12 protein-coding genes and 1 other annotated feature are annotated in these 13,197 nt (G+C 51.8%); of the genes, 7 read left to right on the forward strand and 5 right to left on the reverse strand.

Features of this window, described 5'->3' with window-relative positions; genetic code table 11:
* Positions 1 to 3: 3 nt before the first annotated feature.
* The 5 genes from JOD24_RS03605 to murC all read left to right on the forward strand — a co-directional run bounded on the left by JOD24_RS03605 (position 4) and on the right by murC (position 7,854).
* The gene (locus JOD24_RS03605; protein WP_429246354.1) at positions 4 to 1,077 is read left to right on the forward strand and encodes a phosphotransferase; all 1,074 of its coding nucleotides are present in this window, start codon (positions 4 to 6) and stop codon (positions 1,075 to 1,077) included.
* A gap of 511 nt (positions 1,078 to 1,588) precedes the next feature.
* Positions 1,589 to 1,750, forward strand: coding sequence for a hypothetical protein (locus JOD24_RS03610; RefSeq protein ID WP_380163505.1), 162 nt, complete (start codon positions 1,589 to 1,591; stop codon positions 1,748 to 1,750).
* Positions 1,751 to 2,043: 293 nt separating this feature from the next.
* Positions 2,044 to 2,277, forward strand: a binding site (T-box leader).
* 38 nt (positions 2,278 to 2,315) lie between these two features.
* A complete protein-coding gene (locus JOD24_RS03615; protein ID WP_429246355.1) occupies positions 2,316 to 4,970 on the forward strand; it encodes a valine--tRNA ligase in 2,655 nt (884 codons plus the stop codon).
* Positions 4,971 to 5,117: 147 nt separating this feature from the next.
* A complete protein-coding gene (locus JOD24_RS03620) occupies positions 5,118 to 6,440 on the forward strand; it encodes a bifunctional folylpolyglutamate synthase/dihydrofolate synthase (protein WP_380163509.1) in 1,323 nt (440 codons plus the stop codon).
* Positions 6,441 to 6,462: 22 nt separating this feature from the next.
* Positions 6,463 to 7,854: a UDP-N-acetylmuramate--L-alanine ligase gene (gene murC / locus JOD24_RS03625; protein WP_429246356.1), complete on the forward strand. Its 1,392-nt coding sequence runs from the start codon at positions 6,463 to 6,465 to the stop codon at positions 7,852 to 7,854.
* An 87-nt stretch (positions 7,855 to 7,941) separates the two neighbouring features.
* Here murC and JOD24_RS03630 read toward each other — a convergent pair whose 3' ends face one another.
* From JOD24_RS03630 to JOD24_RS03650, 5 genes are all read right to left on the reverse strand, one after another.
* Positions 7,942 to 8,082 carry a hypothetical protein gene (locus JOD24_RS03630; RefSeq protein ID WP_429246357.1) on the reverse strand — a complete coding sequence of 47 codons (141 nt, stop codon included), beginning with the start codon at positions 8,080 to 8,082 and terminating at the stop codon, positions 7,942 to 7,944.
* 16 nt (positions 8,083 to 8,098) lie between these two features.
* A complete protein-coding gene (locus JOD24_RS03635; RefSeq protein WP_429246358.1) occupies positions 8,099 to 9,247 on the reverse strand; it encodes an MFS transporter in 1,149 nt (382 codons plus the stop codon).
* A gap of 44 nt (positions 9,248 to 9,291) precedes the next feature.
* On the reverse strand, positions 9,292 to 9,897 hold the full coding sequence (locus JOD24_RS03640; RefSeq protein ID WP_429246359.1) for an RHO alpha subunit C-terminal catalytic domain-containing protein: 606 nt from the start codon (positions 9,895 to 9,897) through the stop codon (positions 9,292 to 9,294).
* Between the two features lie 74 nt (positions 9,898 to 9,971).
* Positions 9,972 to 10,433 carry an aromatic ring-hydroxylating oxygenase subunit alpha gene (locus tag JOD24_RS03645; RefSeq protein ID WP_429246360.1) on the reverse strand — a complete coding sequence of 154 codons (462 nt, stop codon included), beginning with the start codon at positions 10,431 to 10,433 and terminating at the stop codon, positions 9,972 to 9,974.
* Between the two features lie 130 nt (positions 10,434 to 10,563).
* The gene (locus tag JOD24_RS03650) at positions 10,564 to 11,184 is read right to left on the reverse strand and encodes a GNAT family N-acetyltransferase (RefSeq protein WP_429246361.1); all 621 of its coding nucleotides are present in this window, start codon (positions 11,182 to 11,184) and stop codon (positions 10,564 to 10,566) included.
* Positions 11,185 to 11,469: 285 nt separating this feature from the next.
* Between JOD24_RS03650 and JOD24_RS03655 the strand changes: the two genes are divergently transcribed.
* Positions 11,470 to 12,273, forward strand: a complete 804-nt coding sequence (locus tag JOD24_RS03655) for a GNAT family N-acetyltransferase (RefSeq protein WP_429246362.1) — start codon at positions 11,470 to 11,472, stop codon at positions 12,271 to 12,273.
* 260 nt (positions 12,274 to 12,533) lie between these two features.
* Entirely contained in the window at positions 12,534 to 13,178 is a 645-nt protein-coding gene (locus JOD24_RS03660) for an SCO family protein (protein WP_380163521.1), read from the forward strand.
* Positions 13,179 to 13,197: the final 19 nt, after the last annotated feature.

The raw sequence follows: 13,197 nt of genomic DNA on the forward strand, positions 1-13,197 counted from the left end.
CGGTTGAAACTGGATCCCCAAACGGATGGCCCTGTCATTCCCCGGGTGTTTGCTGCATTGGGTTGGTCCCCTGTGCAGATCCGTTATATCCGGGGAGTACTCCGGGTGGATACCGGAGACGGTGTATTCGCCCTAAAAAAAACAGCGGCGGAACCAGCACAACTCACCTTTCTCCATGAAACCCTCTCCCAATTGAAGGAGAAGGGGTATGAACATGTGCTGTTGCCGGTGAAAGTGAAAGAGGAGGCCCCTCTTTTTGTAGAGGAGGAAGGGAGTTGCTGGTACGTACTGCCCTGGTATGGGGAGGCGGCGGAAAAGGGGGACGAGGTGCCCCTTGAAGAGCTGGTCAGAGGGTTGGCCCAGCTTCATAAGCTAAGTGAACCTTTGCTTGCCGACAAAAAAATACCGGCTTCCGCCGTGGCTACTAGTGGGTTGGAAGGGAAAACGGAAGCCGGGGATCGGTTGAGGCAATGGCGAGAGGTGGCATGGGGACGGGAGTATGCTTCGCCTTTTGAAAAGGCGGTACTCTCGCATATGGATTATTTGGAAAAAGCCTTACACTTCTCTGTGGAGGGGTGGCGCAAGCAAAAAAGTACAGGGGAGGCTTTGCCTCGGACCACACTGGTGCATGGGCGTCTTCACCCTCATAATTTGTTGGTGGGAACATCGGGTTGGCGGTGGATCGATTTTGACCATGCACATGTCGGCAGTCCGGTTTCTGACTTGGCGATGTTTTTGCGGCGGTTTGTCCCTTTTGATCGGGATGAAGTGGTGGATCCCTTTGCCCTGTTGAAAGAATACGAAGCGGAATACCCTCTGAAGGCAAAGGAAAAGAAACTTCTAGCGCTTCATCTGGCGTATCCGGAGGGCCCGATCCGGACGATTTCCTCCTATTACGCCCGTCCGGATCGATGGGAGGAAGCCGTGGCGGTTCGCACATTGTCAGAAGAGATGGATCGGCTTCGCTTGTTTCGGGATTGGGTGCAAAGTGTCTGGAACACAAACAAGAGACAGCCCCAGTCGCAAAAACAACGCCAGACAGCGAGTGTCCGTTCTAGCCGACGAAAAAACCGATAAGAATGCATTTGGTCTGGTTATTTTTTTCTCTGGTACGCCGGTAGTTACCGGCGTTTTTTGTATGGACAGATTCCCAGCCACCCTTGTATCCCCCGCAATGGAAGATAAAGAATCAGTGAGAGTAGCAAAGCCCAGATGGTTTCCATGGAAACACCCTCTTATAAAAAAATAATTCACCCCAGGCAACAAAGTTTCCTTAACACAACTATATGCCGTCTCTCTCTTCCCAGTTCGGGCTTGAGGGTTGAAAAGGGGCGAGGGATGATCTATGTTGGTTTTTCTCATCTCCATTACAATGTGTCCGTTTTGAAAAAAGCGATTAGTTTTTACGATCCACTGATGGCGTTTCTCGGATTTGCCAATAGGAAACAGCGAGAAAAGAAGAGGGCTTTCCGATAAAAAAGGAATGGAAAGGATGATTCCCGTACAATGTGAATAAAAAGGGTGGACAATCTGTCGGGAAAGGAGCAAAATAAACGATAGAGTACGGTGGGCAAAGGGGGTTTTTGTCTTGGCCGTGGTGAAATCGACGGTACGGAGTGTGTATCGGGGATTTCTGATATTGTTCGCTCTCAGCTTCCTGCTTCTCAGCACGGTGCTGTTGCTTGCCTTTTTGGCGAACCCGCAGCTGATGTGGGAAACTGTACAGCAGGCTTTCGGCATGGCGAAATAACCAGGTGCTGAGAGAGCAGGTGTCAGATCTGATCCAGGTTATTATTTCATTGAAATGGGTAGTCGGGAGTGGTCTCCTGAAGGGGATGCCCATAAATTCACCACAGGTGAGTGGAAGAGACAGGTGGGTGGCATCCCCGTCTAGCTTTGTGTTGTCAGAAGGTACGACCGAATCATTCTTTGCGGGGACGGGGTTGTCCGCCTGCTTGGGCTTGAATCATTTGACTTGAGTGGGTTGACAAGTTAGAATAAAAGAGCCATCGGAGGCTGCCGGAAGAAGGAGTCTCCGCCAAAGAACCGGTGATGACGGGGAGAGTAGGCGGTGGATCCTCTCCAGAGAGAAGACCCCTGGCTGAAAGGTCTTCAGGTGCAATCCGCTGAACGTCACCCTAGAGCCGTCCGCCTGAAGTGAAGAGTAGGGCGGTCCGTCCTCCCGCGTTAAGGGATGGAGTGTATCGACTCCCTCAGCGGATCAGCGAAGGGGGTTCGATGAATAAAGGTGGTACCGCGGAACCTTCCGTCCTTTGGGATGGAAGGTTTTATTTATTTTTCGAGGGGGTTCAATCATGGCTGAACAACAGTCCCAACTGCCCACCGCCTACGATCCGAAACGGGCGGAAGAAAAATGGTATGATTATTGGTTGGAGGGAGGTTTTTTTCAGGCGGGGAAAAACCCGGATCAAGAGCCCTTCACCATCGTGATTCCGCCGCCTAATGTGACCGGAAATCTACATATCGGTCATGCCTTGGATACGACTCTGCAGGACATCCTGATCCGTTGGAAACGGATGGAGGGGTATGATGCCCTCTGGCTCCCGGGAACAGATCACGCCGGAATTGCAACTCAGGCCCGGGTGGAAGCCCATCTCCGGGAAGATGGGATCAGTCGGCATGAACTCGGCCGGGAGAAGTTTTTGGAGCAGGTGTGGGAGTGGAAGGAGCTCTACGCCCAGACCATCCGTAAGCAGTGGCGGAAGTTAGGGCTCTCCCTTGACTACTCCCGGGAGCGGTTTACGATGGATGAAGGCCTGTCCCGAGCGGTGCGGGAGGTTTTTGTACAGCTGTACAACAAAGGCCTGATCTATCGGGGCAAATATATCATCAACTGGGATCCCGTAGCACGGACGGCCCTGTCAGATATTGAAGTGATCCATAAAGAGGTTCAAGGAAAACTGTATCATATGAACTATCCCCTCAAAGAAGGCCCAGGCCAGATCCGGGTGGCTACCACTCGTCCGGAGACTATGCTAGGGGATACCGGAGTGGCGGTTCACCCTGACGATGATCGCTATAAGCATCTGGTTGGAAAAACCGTAATCCTGCCCATTGTGAACCGGGAAATCCCTATCGTCGCCGATGAGCATGTGGACCCGGAATTCGGGAGCGGTGCGGTGAAAATCACTCCGGCCCATGATCCCAACGATTTTGAAATCGGTCAACGGCACGATCTGGAGCCGATTCTGGTGATGGACGAGACCGGGTTGATGAACGAGTTAGCTGGGCCATACACCGGGCTGGACCGGTTTGAGTGCCGGAAGAAGATTGTCACCGATCTGCAGGAACAGGGGATCTTAACGGAGATCGAAGAGCACACTCACTCTGTGGGGCACAGCGAACGCTCCGGTGCGGTAGTGGAGCCCTACCTGTCGACACAGTGGTTTGTCCGGATGCAGCCCTTGGCGGAGAAGGCGATCCAGGATACCCGGTCTGGTGAAGGAGTCCGCTTTGTGCCGGATCGCTTTGAAAAGATCTATCTCCATTGGATCGAGAACATCCGAGATTGGTGCATCTCCCGTCAACTTTGGTGGGGTCACCGGATTCCTGCCTGGTACTGTGACGATTGTGGGAATACGATGGTAGAGATGGAAGCTCCGGACCGTTGCTCCCGGTGCGGGAGCGGGAAGCTCCGACAGGATGAGGATGTGCTGGACACTTGGTTCAGTTCCGGGTTATGGCCTTTCTCCACTTTGGGATGGCCGGAGGAAAGCGACGACTTGAAACGTTACTATCCGACGGATGTGCTGGTGACCGGATATGATATCATTTACTTTTGGGTGGCCCGGATGATTTTCACCGCCCTGGAGTTTACAGGCAATAAACCCTTTAAAGATGTTCTCATCCATGGTTTGGTGCGGGATGCAGAAGGACGCAAGATGTCCAAATCTCTGGGTAACGGTGTGGACCCGATGGAAGTGATCGAGAAGTACGGTGCCGATGCTATCCGGTATATGCTGTCCACGGGAATCACACCTGGCAATGACATGCGCTTTCGCTGGGAGCGGGTGGAATCGGCCCGCAACTTTGCCAATAAGATTTGGAATGCTTCCCGGTTTGCGCTGATGCACTTGGACGGGGTGAAACCAGGAGAGATTTCCCTGGATGGAAAACTGTCCACGGCAGATCGTTGGATCCTTCACCGCTTGAACGAGACGGTAGAGAGAGTCACCCGGAGCTTGAACCGTTATGATTTCGGGGAGGCAGGGCAGGCACTCTATCACTTTATCTGGGATGAGCTTTGCGATTGGTACATTGAATTTGCCAAACTGCCACTGTATGGGGAAGATGAGCAAGCCCGCCGTAGTACTCAGGCGGTGCTGGCCCATGTGTTGGATCACTCCCTTCGTCTCTTACACCCCTTCATGCCTTTCATCACGGAAGAGATCTGGCAACATCTGCCGGTAGAAGGAGAGAGTATTACGGTGGCCTCCTGGCCCCAGGCGGATTCCGCTTTTGTAGCTCCGGAAGCGGTTCAGGAAATGGAGGTCCTGATCGAGACCATTCATTCGGTCCGGAACATCCGTGCGGAGATGGACGTCCCACCGAAGAAACAGATCGATCTCCTGATCCGTGCGGAAACAGAATTTCTCCCCGTTTTCCAAAATAACGTGGCAGCGATTTGCCGTTTGTGCGGAGTCCGCCGTTTGGAAGCGAACACCGGGATCCGCCGACCTGAGCGGGCGATGACCGCAGTCGTGACCGGTGCGGAGATCTTCCTCCCCCTGGAAGGATTAATCGACTTGGAGCAGACGATCTCCAGACTGGAAGGGGAGTTGAAAAAGCTGGACAAAGAAGTGGACCGGGTGGAGAAAAAATTGTCCAACGAAGGATTTACCAGCAAAGCCCCTGCCCATGTGGTAGAGGAAGAGCGAGCAAAAGGTCAGGAGTATCGGGAAAAAAGGGAAAAAGTACGCAACCGACTGGCAGAACTGAAGGGCCATTGAAAGACTCCTGTTGATTAGGCGGAAATAAACGATGGTATGAGAATCGTGCGCCGCCGCAACGGAAGTCGAGAGTAGGTGTACAACGGTTGCGCGGCAGACCACGATTCCCATGGAGTAATCAACGCGCCCGGAAAGGAAGAAACAAAAATGGCTGACGCACCGTTTTTTTCCACAACGAAAGAGGTTTTTGATTGGATGGAGGTAGGGTGCACTCAGGGAATCCGTCCGGGGCTGGAGCGGATGGAATGGGTGCTGGAGCGGCTGAACCATCCGGAACGCCGTCTGAAGTTTATCCATATCGCTGGTACCAACGGCAAGGGATCCACGGCGGCGATGGTCTCCTCCGTACTGCAGGAGGCGGGTTATCCGGTGGGGATGTTCACGTCCCCGTATCTTCACCATTGGGGGGAGCGGATCACCCTGGATGGAGAACCGATTCCGGAGAAATCCTTTATCTATTGGGCGGATCAGGTGGCACAATGGGTGGAGGAGATGGACCGTGAAGGTGTCGGTCGTATTAGCCCCTTTGAATTCTGGACCTTGGTGGCGATCCTCTATTTCGCCAAGGAAGCGGTTCCGTGGTTTGTGGTGTGGGAGACGGGATTAGGCGGTCGTCTGGATTCTACCAATGTGGTTTACCCGCTGGTTTCGGTCATCACCAATGTCGGGCATGACCATACCCATATATTAGGGGGAACTTTGACCCAAATCGCCGAGGAAAAGGCGGGGATTATTAAGCCGGGGGTTCCGGTGATCACTGCCTGCGAAGAAGAGGAGGCACTTTCTGTCCTCTCCACGGTTGCTGAGGAGAAACAGTGCCGACTGTATCGTCTTCACCAGGAGTTTGATGTGAATTCCCGTATCAGCGGGAAGGAGGGCGAATCCTTTTCTTTCAGCAGTCCCTTCCGTCCTCTGGATCGGGTGCAGATTCCTCTGCGGGGGAAGCACCAGGTAAAAAACGGGGCAGTGGCCTTGATGACCCTGGAAATTTTGCGGAAATATTATGCCACGGTGTTAGAAGAAGCGGAAATTTTGAAAGGGATGGAGAAAGTCCGCTGGCCGGGCCGCCTGGAAGAGATTTCACAACGGCCGTCGGTGTGGTTGGACGGTGCGCACAATCCGGAAGGGGCGGAGGCTTTGGCCCAAGCCCTTCGTGATCTCCCTTGTGATCGCCTCCTGTTGTTGACCGCCGTGTTGGAAGATAAAGATGCGACAGGGATTTTAAAACCGCTGCTTCCCTTGGTGGACCGGGTGATCGTGACCCAAGTGGATCAACCACGGGGACTGGAACCAGACCGACTGCGGGAAGTAGCCGCCCGTTTGCGCCCTGATCTGGAGATCGGTCAGGCAAGCCGGGCAGAAGAAGGACTTCATTGTCTGCTGGAGGAAGCTGGTGAGCGAGATTGTATCGTGGTGGCTGGCACCTTGTTTTTGGTATCAGAGATTAGAGAAAGCATGTTGTCGGAATAAGCCTTGAGGGTGGGTGAGTTGGTTGAAACCGAAGGAACATATACATTTTATCGGAATCGGTGGCTACGGGATGAGCGCTATTGCCCGTGTCCTGTTGGAGATGGGCTATCGGGTGACCGGTTCGGATGTGGCGGAAAATAAGTTAACGCAGAGCTTGGTGACACGGGGGGCTGAAATCCATATCGGCCATCAAGCGGTATTGATCGAGGGTGCAGACCGGGTGGTGTACTCTTCCAGTATCCCTGGGGACAATGTGGAGCTGAAGGCAGCGCGGGAACAGGGGATGCCTGTTTTGCACCGTTCCCAGATGCTGGCAGTTCTGCTTAACAATAAGCAAGGGATCGCCGTGGCGGGTGCCCACGGAAAGACCAGTACCTCTTCCATGATTGCCCAGACCATGGAGGAAGGGGGAGCTGATCCCACTTACGTGATCGGGGGTGAGGTGGTCAGTCTCGGTAGCAACGCTAAAGCGGGCAACAGTCCCTATGTGGTGGCGGAGGCCGATGAGAGTGACGGTACCTTTTTGGAGTATTACCCCCAAATTGCAGTGGTTACCAATATTGAACCGGATCATCTGGAGAACTATGAGGGCAGTTTTGAGAATTTGAAAGGGGCCTATCGCCGTTTCCTCAGTCAGGTGAAGGAAGATGGTGTGGCTATTCTCGGTTGGGATGATCCGTATCTCCCGGAGATCGTCGGGGAATGCAAAGCCCGTGTGATCACCTACGCTCTGGATCGGGAGGCGGATTACACTGCCACCCATCTCCATCAAGTGCTCAACCGGACCCAATTCACCGTAAATTATCAGGGAACCCCCCTCGGGGATGTGACCATTCAGGTGCCGGGCCGTCACAACGTAGCCAATGCTCTGGCGGCGATCATCGTCTGTCTGGAAGCGGGTCTTCCCTTCGATACCATCGCAGAGGGATTGTCCCGTTTTCGTGGGGCCAAGCGACGGTTCCAAGTGATCGGAGAAGCGGACGATATCTTGGTTGTGGATGATTACGCCCACCATCCAACGGAGATCAAGGCCACCATCAATGGCTTGAAGGCCTTGAATCGTCGTATTTTCGGTGTTTTTCAGCCCCAGCGATACTCCCGTACCCATCTGTTGATGGAGGAATTCAGCCAGGCTTTCCCAGAGGTGGATGAACTAGTGATCACAGATATCTATTCTCCGCCGGGGGAGCCTCCCATCCCTGGAGTCACATCGGAACGATTGACGCAAATGGTGCGGGAGAATAGCAATCCCAACACGGTGTACCGGGCTACGAAGGAGGATGTGGAACTCCACCTCCTCCAACATGCCCGCCCCGGCGACCTGGTAATCACCATGGGCGCTGGCGACATCTGGCGCGTAGCTCACAATTTGGTCCCCGCCCTGAAAGCGAGACAGCAGGAGAAAGCCAAGTGAAAGAACAGCAACCGTCCGGAATGGACGGTTGTTTTTTATATTTTGGTAATAGAAACCGCCGGGGAGTCCCGACGGTTGGAGTTTAAATTATGACGCTTTTGCTTCTATACTTTGACTGTAGGTTTCTGTGACGAACAGGCTGGAGACGATTCCCATCAGGCTGATTCCGGAAAAGAGAATCAGTCCCCAAGTGTAATCCTGGAGAGTGTATTGCGGTATGCCGTTCACTACAGATCCCGCCCAGCTAAAGTCCATGATCCATCCAAAGAGGGATTGTAGTAAAGCCACACCTAAAAAAATGCCGGTATTCAGAAAAGCTAAAGCCATTCCGCTGATGGCAGGGGGGACTACTTCCTTCACTACCGCAAAGGTGACCACGATCTGGGAGGCAGAGAGTCCGACTTAGGATGTACAGTAGCCAACCGCTCCATCCTGGGCTCCAGGGAAGGACGGCCAAACCCATCCAACCCAAAAAAGAGAGCAGGTTTCCCCAAATGATCAAGGGACGGCGCAACCCGATTTTATCGGAAAACCATCCGATCCCGAGGGAAGCTAATCCATAAGCCGCCAGTGCCAATGTGGTATACCAAGAGGCTTCGTTGTTGGAAAGGGAAAATCCATCCCGCAGGATGGGGATGCCCCATAGTCCGGCGAAGGCATAAAATGTAGAGTTGGTTCCCACACCTGCCCAAAGCGTAAACCAAATATCCTTGTTGGCCACTGTTTCTTTTAAATCCCGTAACCAATGGTTGGTTGAGATAGACCCTTGAGATGACAGATAGCCTTTTCCCGGTTGAAACCCTGCTTGTTGCGGGGAGTCTCGCACCAATATATAGGTGAAAAAGGAGAGGACTATGGACAGGCATCCGGCGGTGATGAAAATGCTTCGCCAGGAGAACCATCCGAGGAGGGCTGCCAAAGGCCCCGCGGCCAAAACCGATCCCAGGTTTCCCAGTAACATGGTGATGCCGCTGATCCAACCGTACTGGTTTTCCCGAAACCAGAGGGTGTTGCTTTTCATGATTCCGACAAAGATCGTCGATACTCCCAATCCAACGATAAAAGGGCCCAGGCTTGCTAGGGCAAAAGTGGGAGCCCATCCGAACAGGATCGAACCCAAACCGGCAATGACAGCCCCGATACTCACATTCACTCGGGCTCCATACCGATCGATTAAAATACCTGAAGGAATTTGCATCACCGTGTAGGTATAGAAATGCATGGAGGCCAGGGTCCCTAATGCAGCAGCGGAGATGTTGAATTCACCCGGGACCGCTTCCGCGAAGGCGCCGGGAGCAAACCGATGAAAGAAACCGAGGATAAACGACAAGGTGAGGAGAGTGAAAACGGTCCATCGAATCTTGTTGAAGCCGAATTTGGAGAGATCAGTCATAGGAACCCCCTTTCCAGTGTCGCGTATCAAGATAGCCGTCCTGTTTAATCCAGTACTTTATCCAAAATCCAATTGTCTACCTCATGGACTACAAATTCTTTGTGTGAATAACGACCTGGTCGGCTGGAACGAATAACTTCCTGCTGAAATTCAGTAATCCAATTGTCTTCCTCAATTACCTGATCCCACCGTGCATAGTAGCGCTGGGCCACTTCTTCGAAGTCATTTCGCTCGACAGTCATGTGTGGGAAACAAAACCCGACTTTCACACGAGTCTCTTCGGGTTCTTCTGGAATTTTATGGATCCACCACATCGAATCTTGAGTGGAGACAATGAAAAATCCAGGATACAGAATTGAGAAGAATGTCCCCTTTGCAGCTTGACCTGTCAGACCCTGAATATGAGGAAAACCTAAATGCCGCTTTCCGGGATGAAGTGCAACAGTCTCCTCAGATTCATGGTAAACGCATACCCACTCTCCACGGGTGGCTGGGCGCTCGACATGCTGTACTCCAATAGAGTTCTTGTGAATATTTGGAGTATGTATCGTTTCCATGTCCACCTCAACATAAAACTTCCAATTAGACTTAAGCTTGTACTCCTTCTCCCGTACACACACCATGTCCATTAATCGGTAGGGCTTGGCCACTAGAGTACTGTAATCCCCCAAGTAATCTTCTAGATTGGGAGCCGAGTTATTAAAGGTGATGAAAATCAGTCCTTCTATGGCCTCACAACGAGGGTATCGAGGCTGTAATCGCATTTATTAAAGTTTTCGACCTTTCCCATATATGGTGTCCCGTTAAGAGTTCCGTCTAATTTGTAGGTCCAATTGTGGTATTTACATTGTATGAATTTGCAATTACCTTTACCGATTAATAATTTCGAGCCGCGGTGCTGGCAACTATTATAAAATGCTCGAATGTGATGGTCTTTTCCTCGGATGATAATCATCGATTTACCGAAAAAGGATTCGGTAAGGTAATCACCAGGATTCGGAATCTGCTCTAAGCGACCAACAAAGTGCCATGCAGGGAGAAAGATCTTCTCCAATTCACGTTGGTACCATTCTTCAGAGGTGTAGCACCAGGTTGGAAGAGTTTCTGCTTGGGTACAAGGCAGGCGTACAGATTGATATAAATCAGGTGAAAAGATGTCTTTGACCCCTGACTGTTTTGTCATCATAGATTCCACTCTATCATCCAGCAAGAGATTAATTAAAATTCAATTTAAAATGTAACAATAATTCACAATCCAGTCAAGAGAATTATTATATTTTATTAAATGATTTTTGTTGCTGTACATCAGCTTGTTGTTACAGCGAGCGGTAATCCCGGGGGCAAACAGCCTCCTCTGGCCCTCTCCCGCTTTCTCTCTGCTCATTATCATAAAATTCACCAGACAAATTTAGTGCTTTACTAGTCTGTCTGTGGTTACCCGTTCTCCCACCGCGGACGTATTTCACCAAGTGAGTAATCGTACCGAAAAAGGGGTCTGCGATCTCTTCTTCCGCATGAAAATGCATGGAATGGTAGAATGCCCGTCCGCCGAGGTTCTCCTTTTCCACCCAGGCAAATAGGGAGCGAAGGGGGGACACGGCATCAATCAATTGCTGCAAAAGGCATTTGCCGATGCCATTCCCTTGAACGTCGGGCAGAAGATAAATACGGGTCAATTCGTAGACGGCTGGTTCCCTTTCCATTACTTCTCCATAACCGATCATTCGGTCTTTGTCAGCCACTACATAAAACTGACGTTGCGGCCTGTGGCAGTCTGCTTTCCAGGAGGCTCTCAGGCTGTCCAAGGAATAGGCTTGGGCCAGGAAGGCTTGAATAGCTCTCTCCGGCAGGATTCCACGATAGGTGTGAAGCCAAGCGGTTGTTGCCACCTCTCGTACACCATTCAAATCGGTCTCCCGGATCGGACGAATCTGCATCACACCACCTCCATTATGGCGTCATTTGGAAATGTTGGCATCAGTGCGTTCTTAAAGGGTTGGAATCATATATGGACTTGGCCGGACCCACCTGTGATAGTGAGCAATGTGGAATCCCCTGTCGGTGTGATTCATCAGTTGCTTCTCAAACTCCTTTTTCGGGGATGAGGCGGGGGAAGTCCGATAAGGAAGGCAGAGGGGCGGTGTTCTGATTCTCTCTTGTCAATCTTCCATTCCTGACGGTATAATAGATCCAATTTTTCCAATGGAGAAGAGGAGATCCAGATGGGTATTCGGCAATTGACGGAGGCAGACCGGGAGCAGACGTTGCAGTTTTTGCAGGCAGAAAGTGCCCTCAATCTATTTTTAATCGGGAATATTTATAATCAGGGGTTGAATCAGGAATTTCAGCAGTTTTGGGGGGATTTTGATACGACGGGCCAACTACGGGGTGTGTTGCACCGGTATCGGGGCAACTGGATTCCCTGGGCACCGGAGGCCTTGGATGTGGAGGGATTTGCCGAGGTAATCAGCACCGGACAAGAGATCGAGATGCTCTCCGGGGTGGATCGGGTGACGGAGCAATTTCAGGGGATTCCCGGTTTACCCTTTCGCTGGGAGAAGCGGCGGCAGACTCATTTTGCCTGCCTCACAGACGTTGACGGGTGGGGCCAGATGGAGAGAGAAATCCCCTTCTCGATCCGACGGATGACCTTGGAAGATGTCCCTATGTTGTCCCACCTGTCGGAACAGATCGCGGAATTTGACAGAGGGGGGCAGGCAGAGGAGCTACGGGCCTCTCTGAAATCAGGGGCGGCTCGGGGATACTGGGTGGAAGACGGGGATCAAGCGGTGGCGATGGTTCGGACTGCGGCGGAAAACCCCGCATCAGCGATGGTGGTGGGAGTGGGCACCCACTCGGCATACCGTCGACAGGGATTGGCCACCCAGCTGATGATCCGCTTGTGTAGGGAAGTCTGGGACGAAGGAAAAAGTTTGTGTCTCTTTTACGATAATCCTCGGGCAGGGGCCATTTACCGCCGTCTGGGATTCCGGGAGATCGGGTTCTGGAATATGATCGGTGTCTGAAAGGTTTGTGACGACTTTGCCAGGAGGCGGACATGGGTTCCTTCTTTGGGCTACACTGTAGAAAAGGCATTTCCATGACAGTCTGCACCGATTGGCCCTAAAAGCGTTGTGAAAAACCGTCACAGGAAGGGTTGGGTTTCACATGGAGTGATTTTAGATCGGTAGACAACCCCAATGGAATGTGAAACGGAGACCTATCAGATATGTTCTAAATCACAACGTTTCCAATGGCGGACAGACTGCCGAAAGGAGAGCGTACGATGTCCGATGCAAAATGGCTTCGTTTGCCCATTTCACTCCTGATGGCCCTGGTTCTGCTGGTGGCAGCAGGTTGCGGAGCCGCGACGGAAGATGAAAAAGGGACCGATGATTCCGGACAGCAGGAGGAGAAGCAAGCATTGAATTGGGAGGTTCCCGATTTTCAATATAAGGACCAGAACGGGAAATCCTTCGGCCTGTCCGATTTGAAGGGGAAGGTATGGCTGTCCAATGCGATGTTCACCCGTTGTCCTGATGTCTGTCCACCGATGACTGCTAATATGAAAAAAGTCCAGGATCGGCTGAAAAAAGAGGGACTGAATGTAGAGATCGTCTCCTTCAGTGTGGACCCTGCCCATGACACTCCTAAAAAATTGAAAACCTTTGGGGAAGAATTTGATGCCGACTTTGGAAACTGGCATTTTCTGACCGGATACAAGGATGAGGAGATCCAAACTTTGGTCCGGGAAGGTTTTAAGGGCAGTATTCAGAGAAATGAACCCGAATCCAAGGAAGATCCGCTTACCATCAGTCACCCCGTCTCCTTTTTCCTAGTGGACCCAGAGGGAAAAGTTTATGAGCGCTATGACGGTTTGAATCCGGATTTGGACCAACTGGTGAAAGATATTCGCAAACTGGAAAAATGATGACAAACAAAGCAGCTCT

This window comes from Kroppenstedtia sanguinis (genome assembly GCF_050433445.1).
Taxonomy (GTDB): Bacteria; Bacillota; Bacilli; order Thermoactinomycetales; family DSM-45169; genus Kroppenstedtia; species Kroppenstedtia sanguinis.

Coding starts and splice junctions, on each gene's coding strand:
- JOD24_RS03615 (WP_429246355.1), top strand. CDS start 2,316: ATGGCTGAACAACAGTCCCAACTGCCCACCGCCTACGATCCGAAACGG.
- JOD24_RS03620 (WP_380163509.1), top strand. CDS start 5,118: ATGGCTGACGCACCGTTTTTTTCCACAACGAAAGAGGTTTTTGATTGG.
- JOD24_RS03635 (WP_429246358.1), bottom strand. CDS start 9,247: ATGACTGATCTCTCCAAATTCGGCTTCAACAAGATTCGATGGACCGTT.
- JOD24_RS03645 (WP_429246360.1), bottom strand. CDS start 10,433: ATGATGACAAAACAGTCAGGGGTCAAAGACATCTTTTCACCTGATTTA.
- JOD24_RS03650 (WP_429246361.1), bottom strand. CDS start 11,184: ATGCAGATTCGTCCGATCCGGGAGACCGATTTGAATGGTGTACGAGAG.
- JOD24_RS03655 (WP_429246362.1), top strand. CDS start 11,470: ATGGGTATTCGGCAATTGACGGAGGCAGACCGGGAGCAGACGTTGCAG.
- JOD24_RS03660 (WP_380163521.1), top strand. CDS start 12,534: ATGTCCGATGCAAAATGGCTTCGTTTGCCCATTTCACTCCTGATGGCC.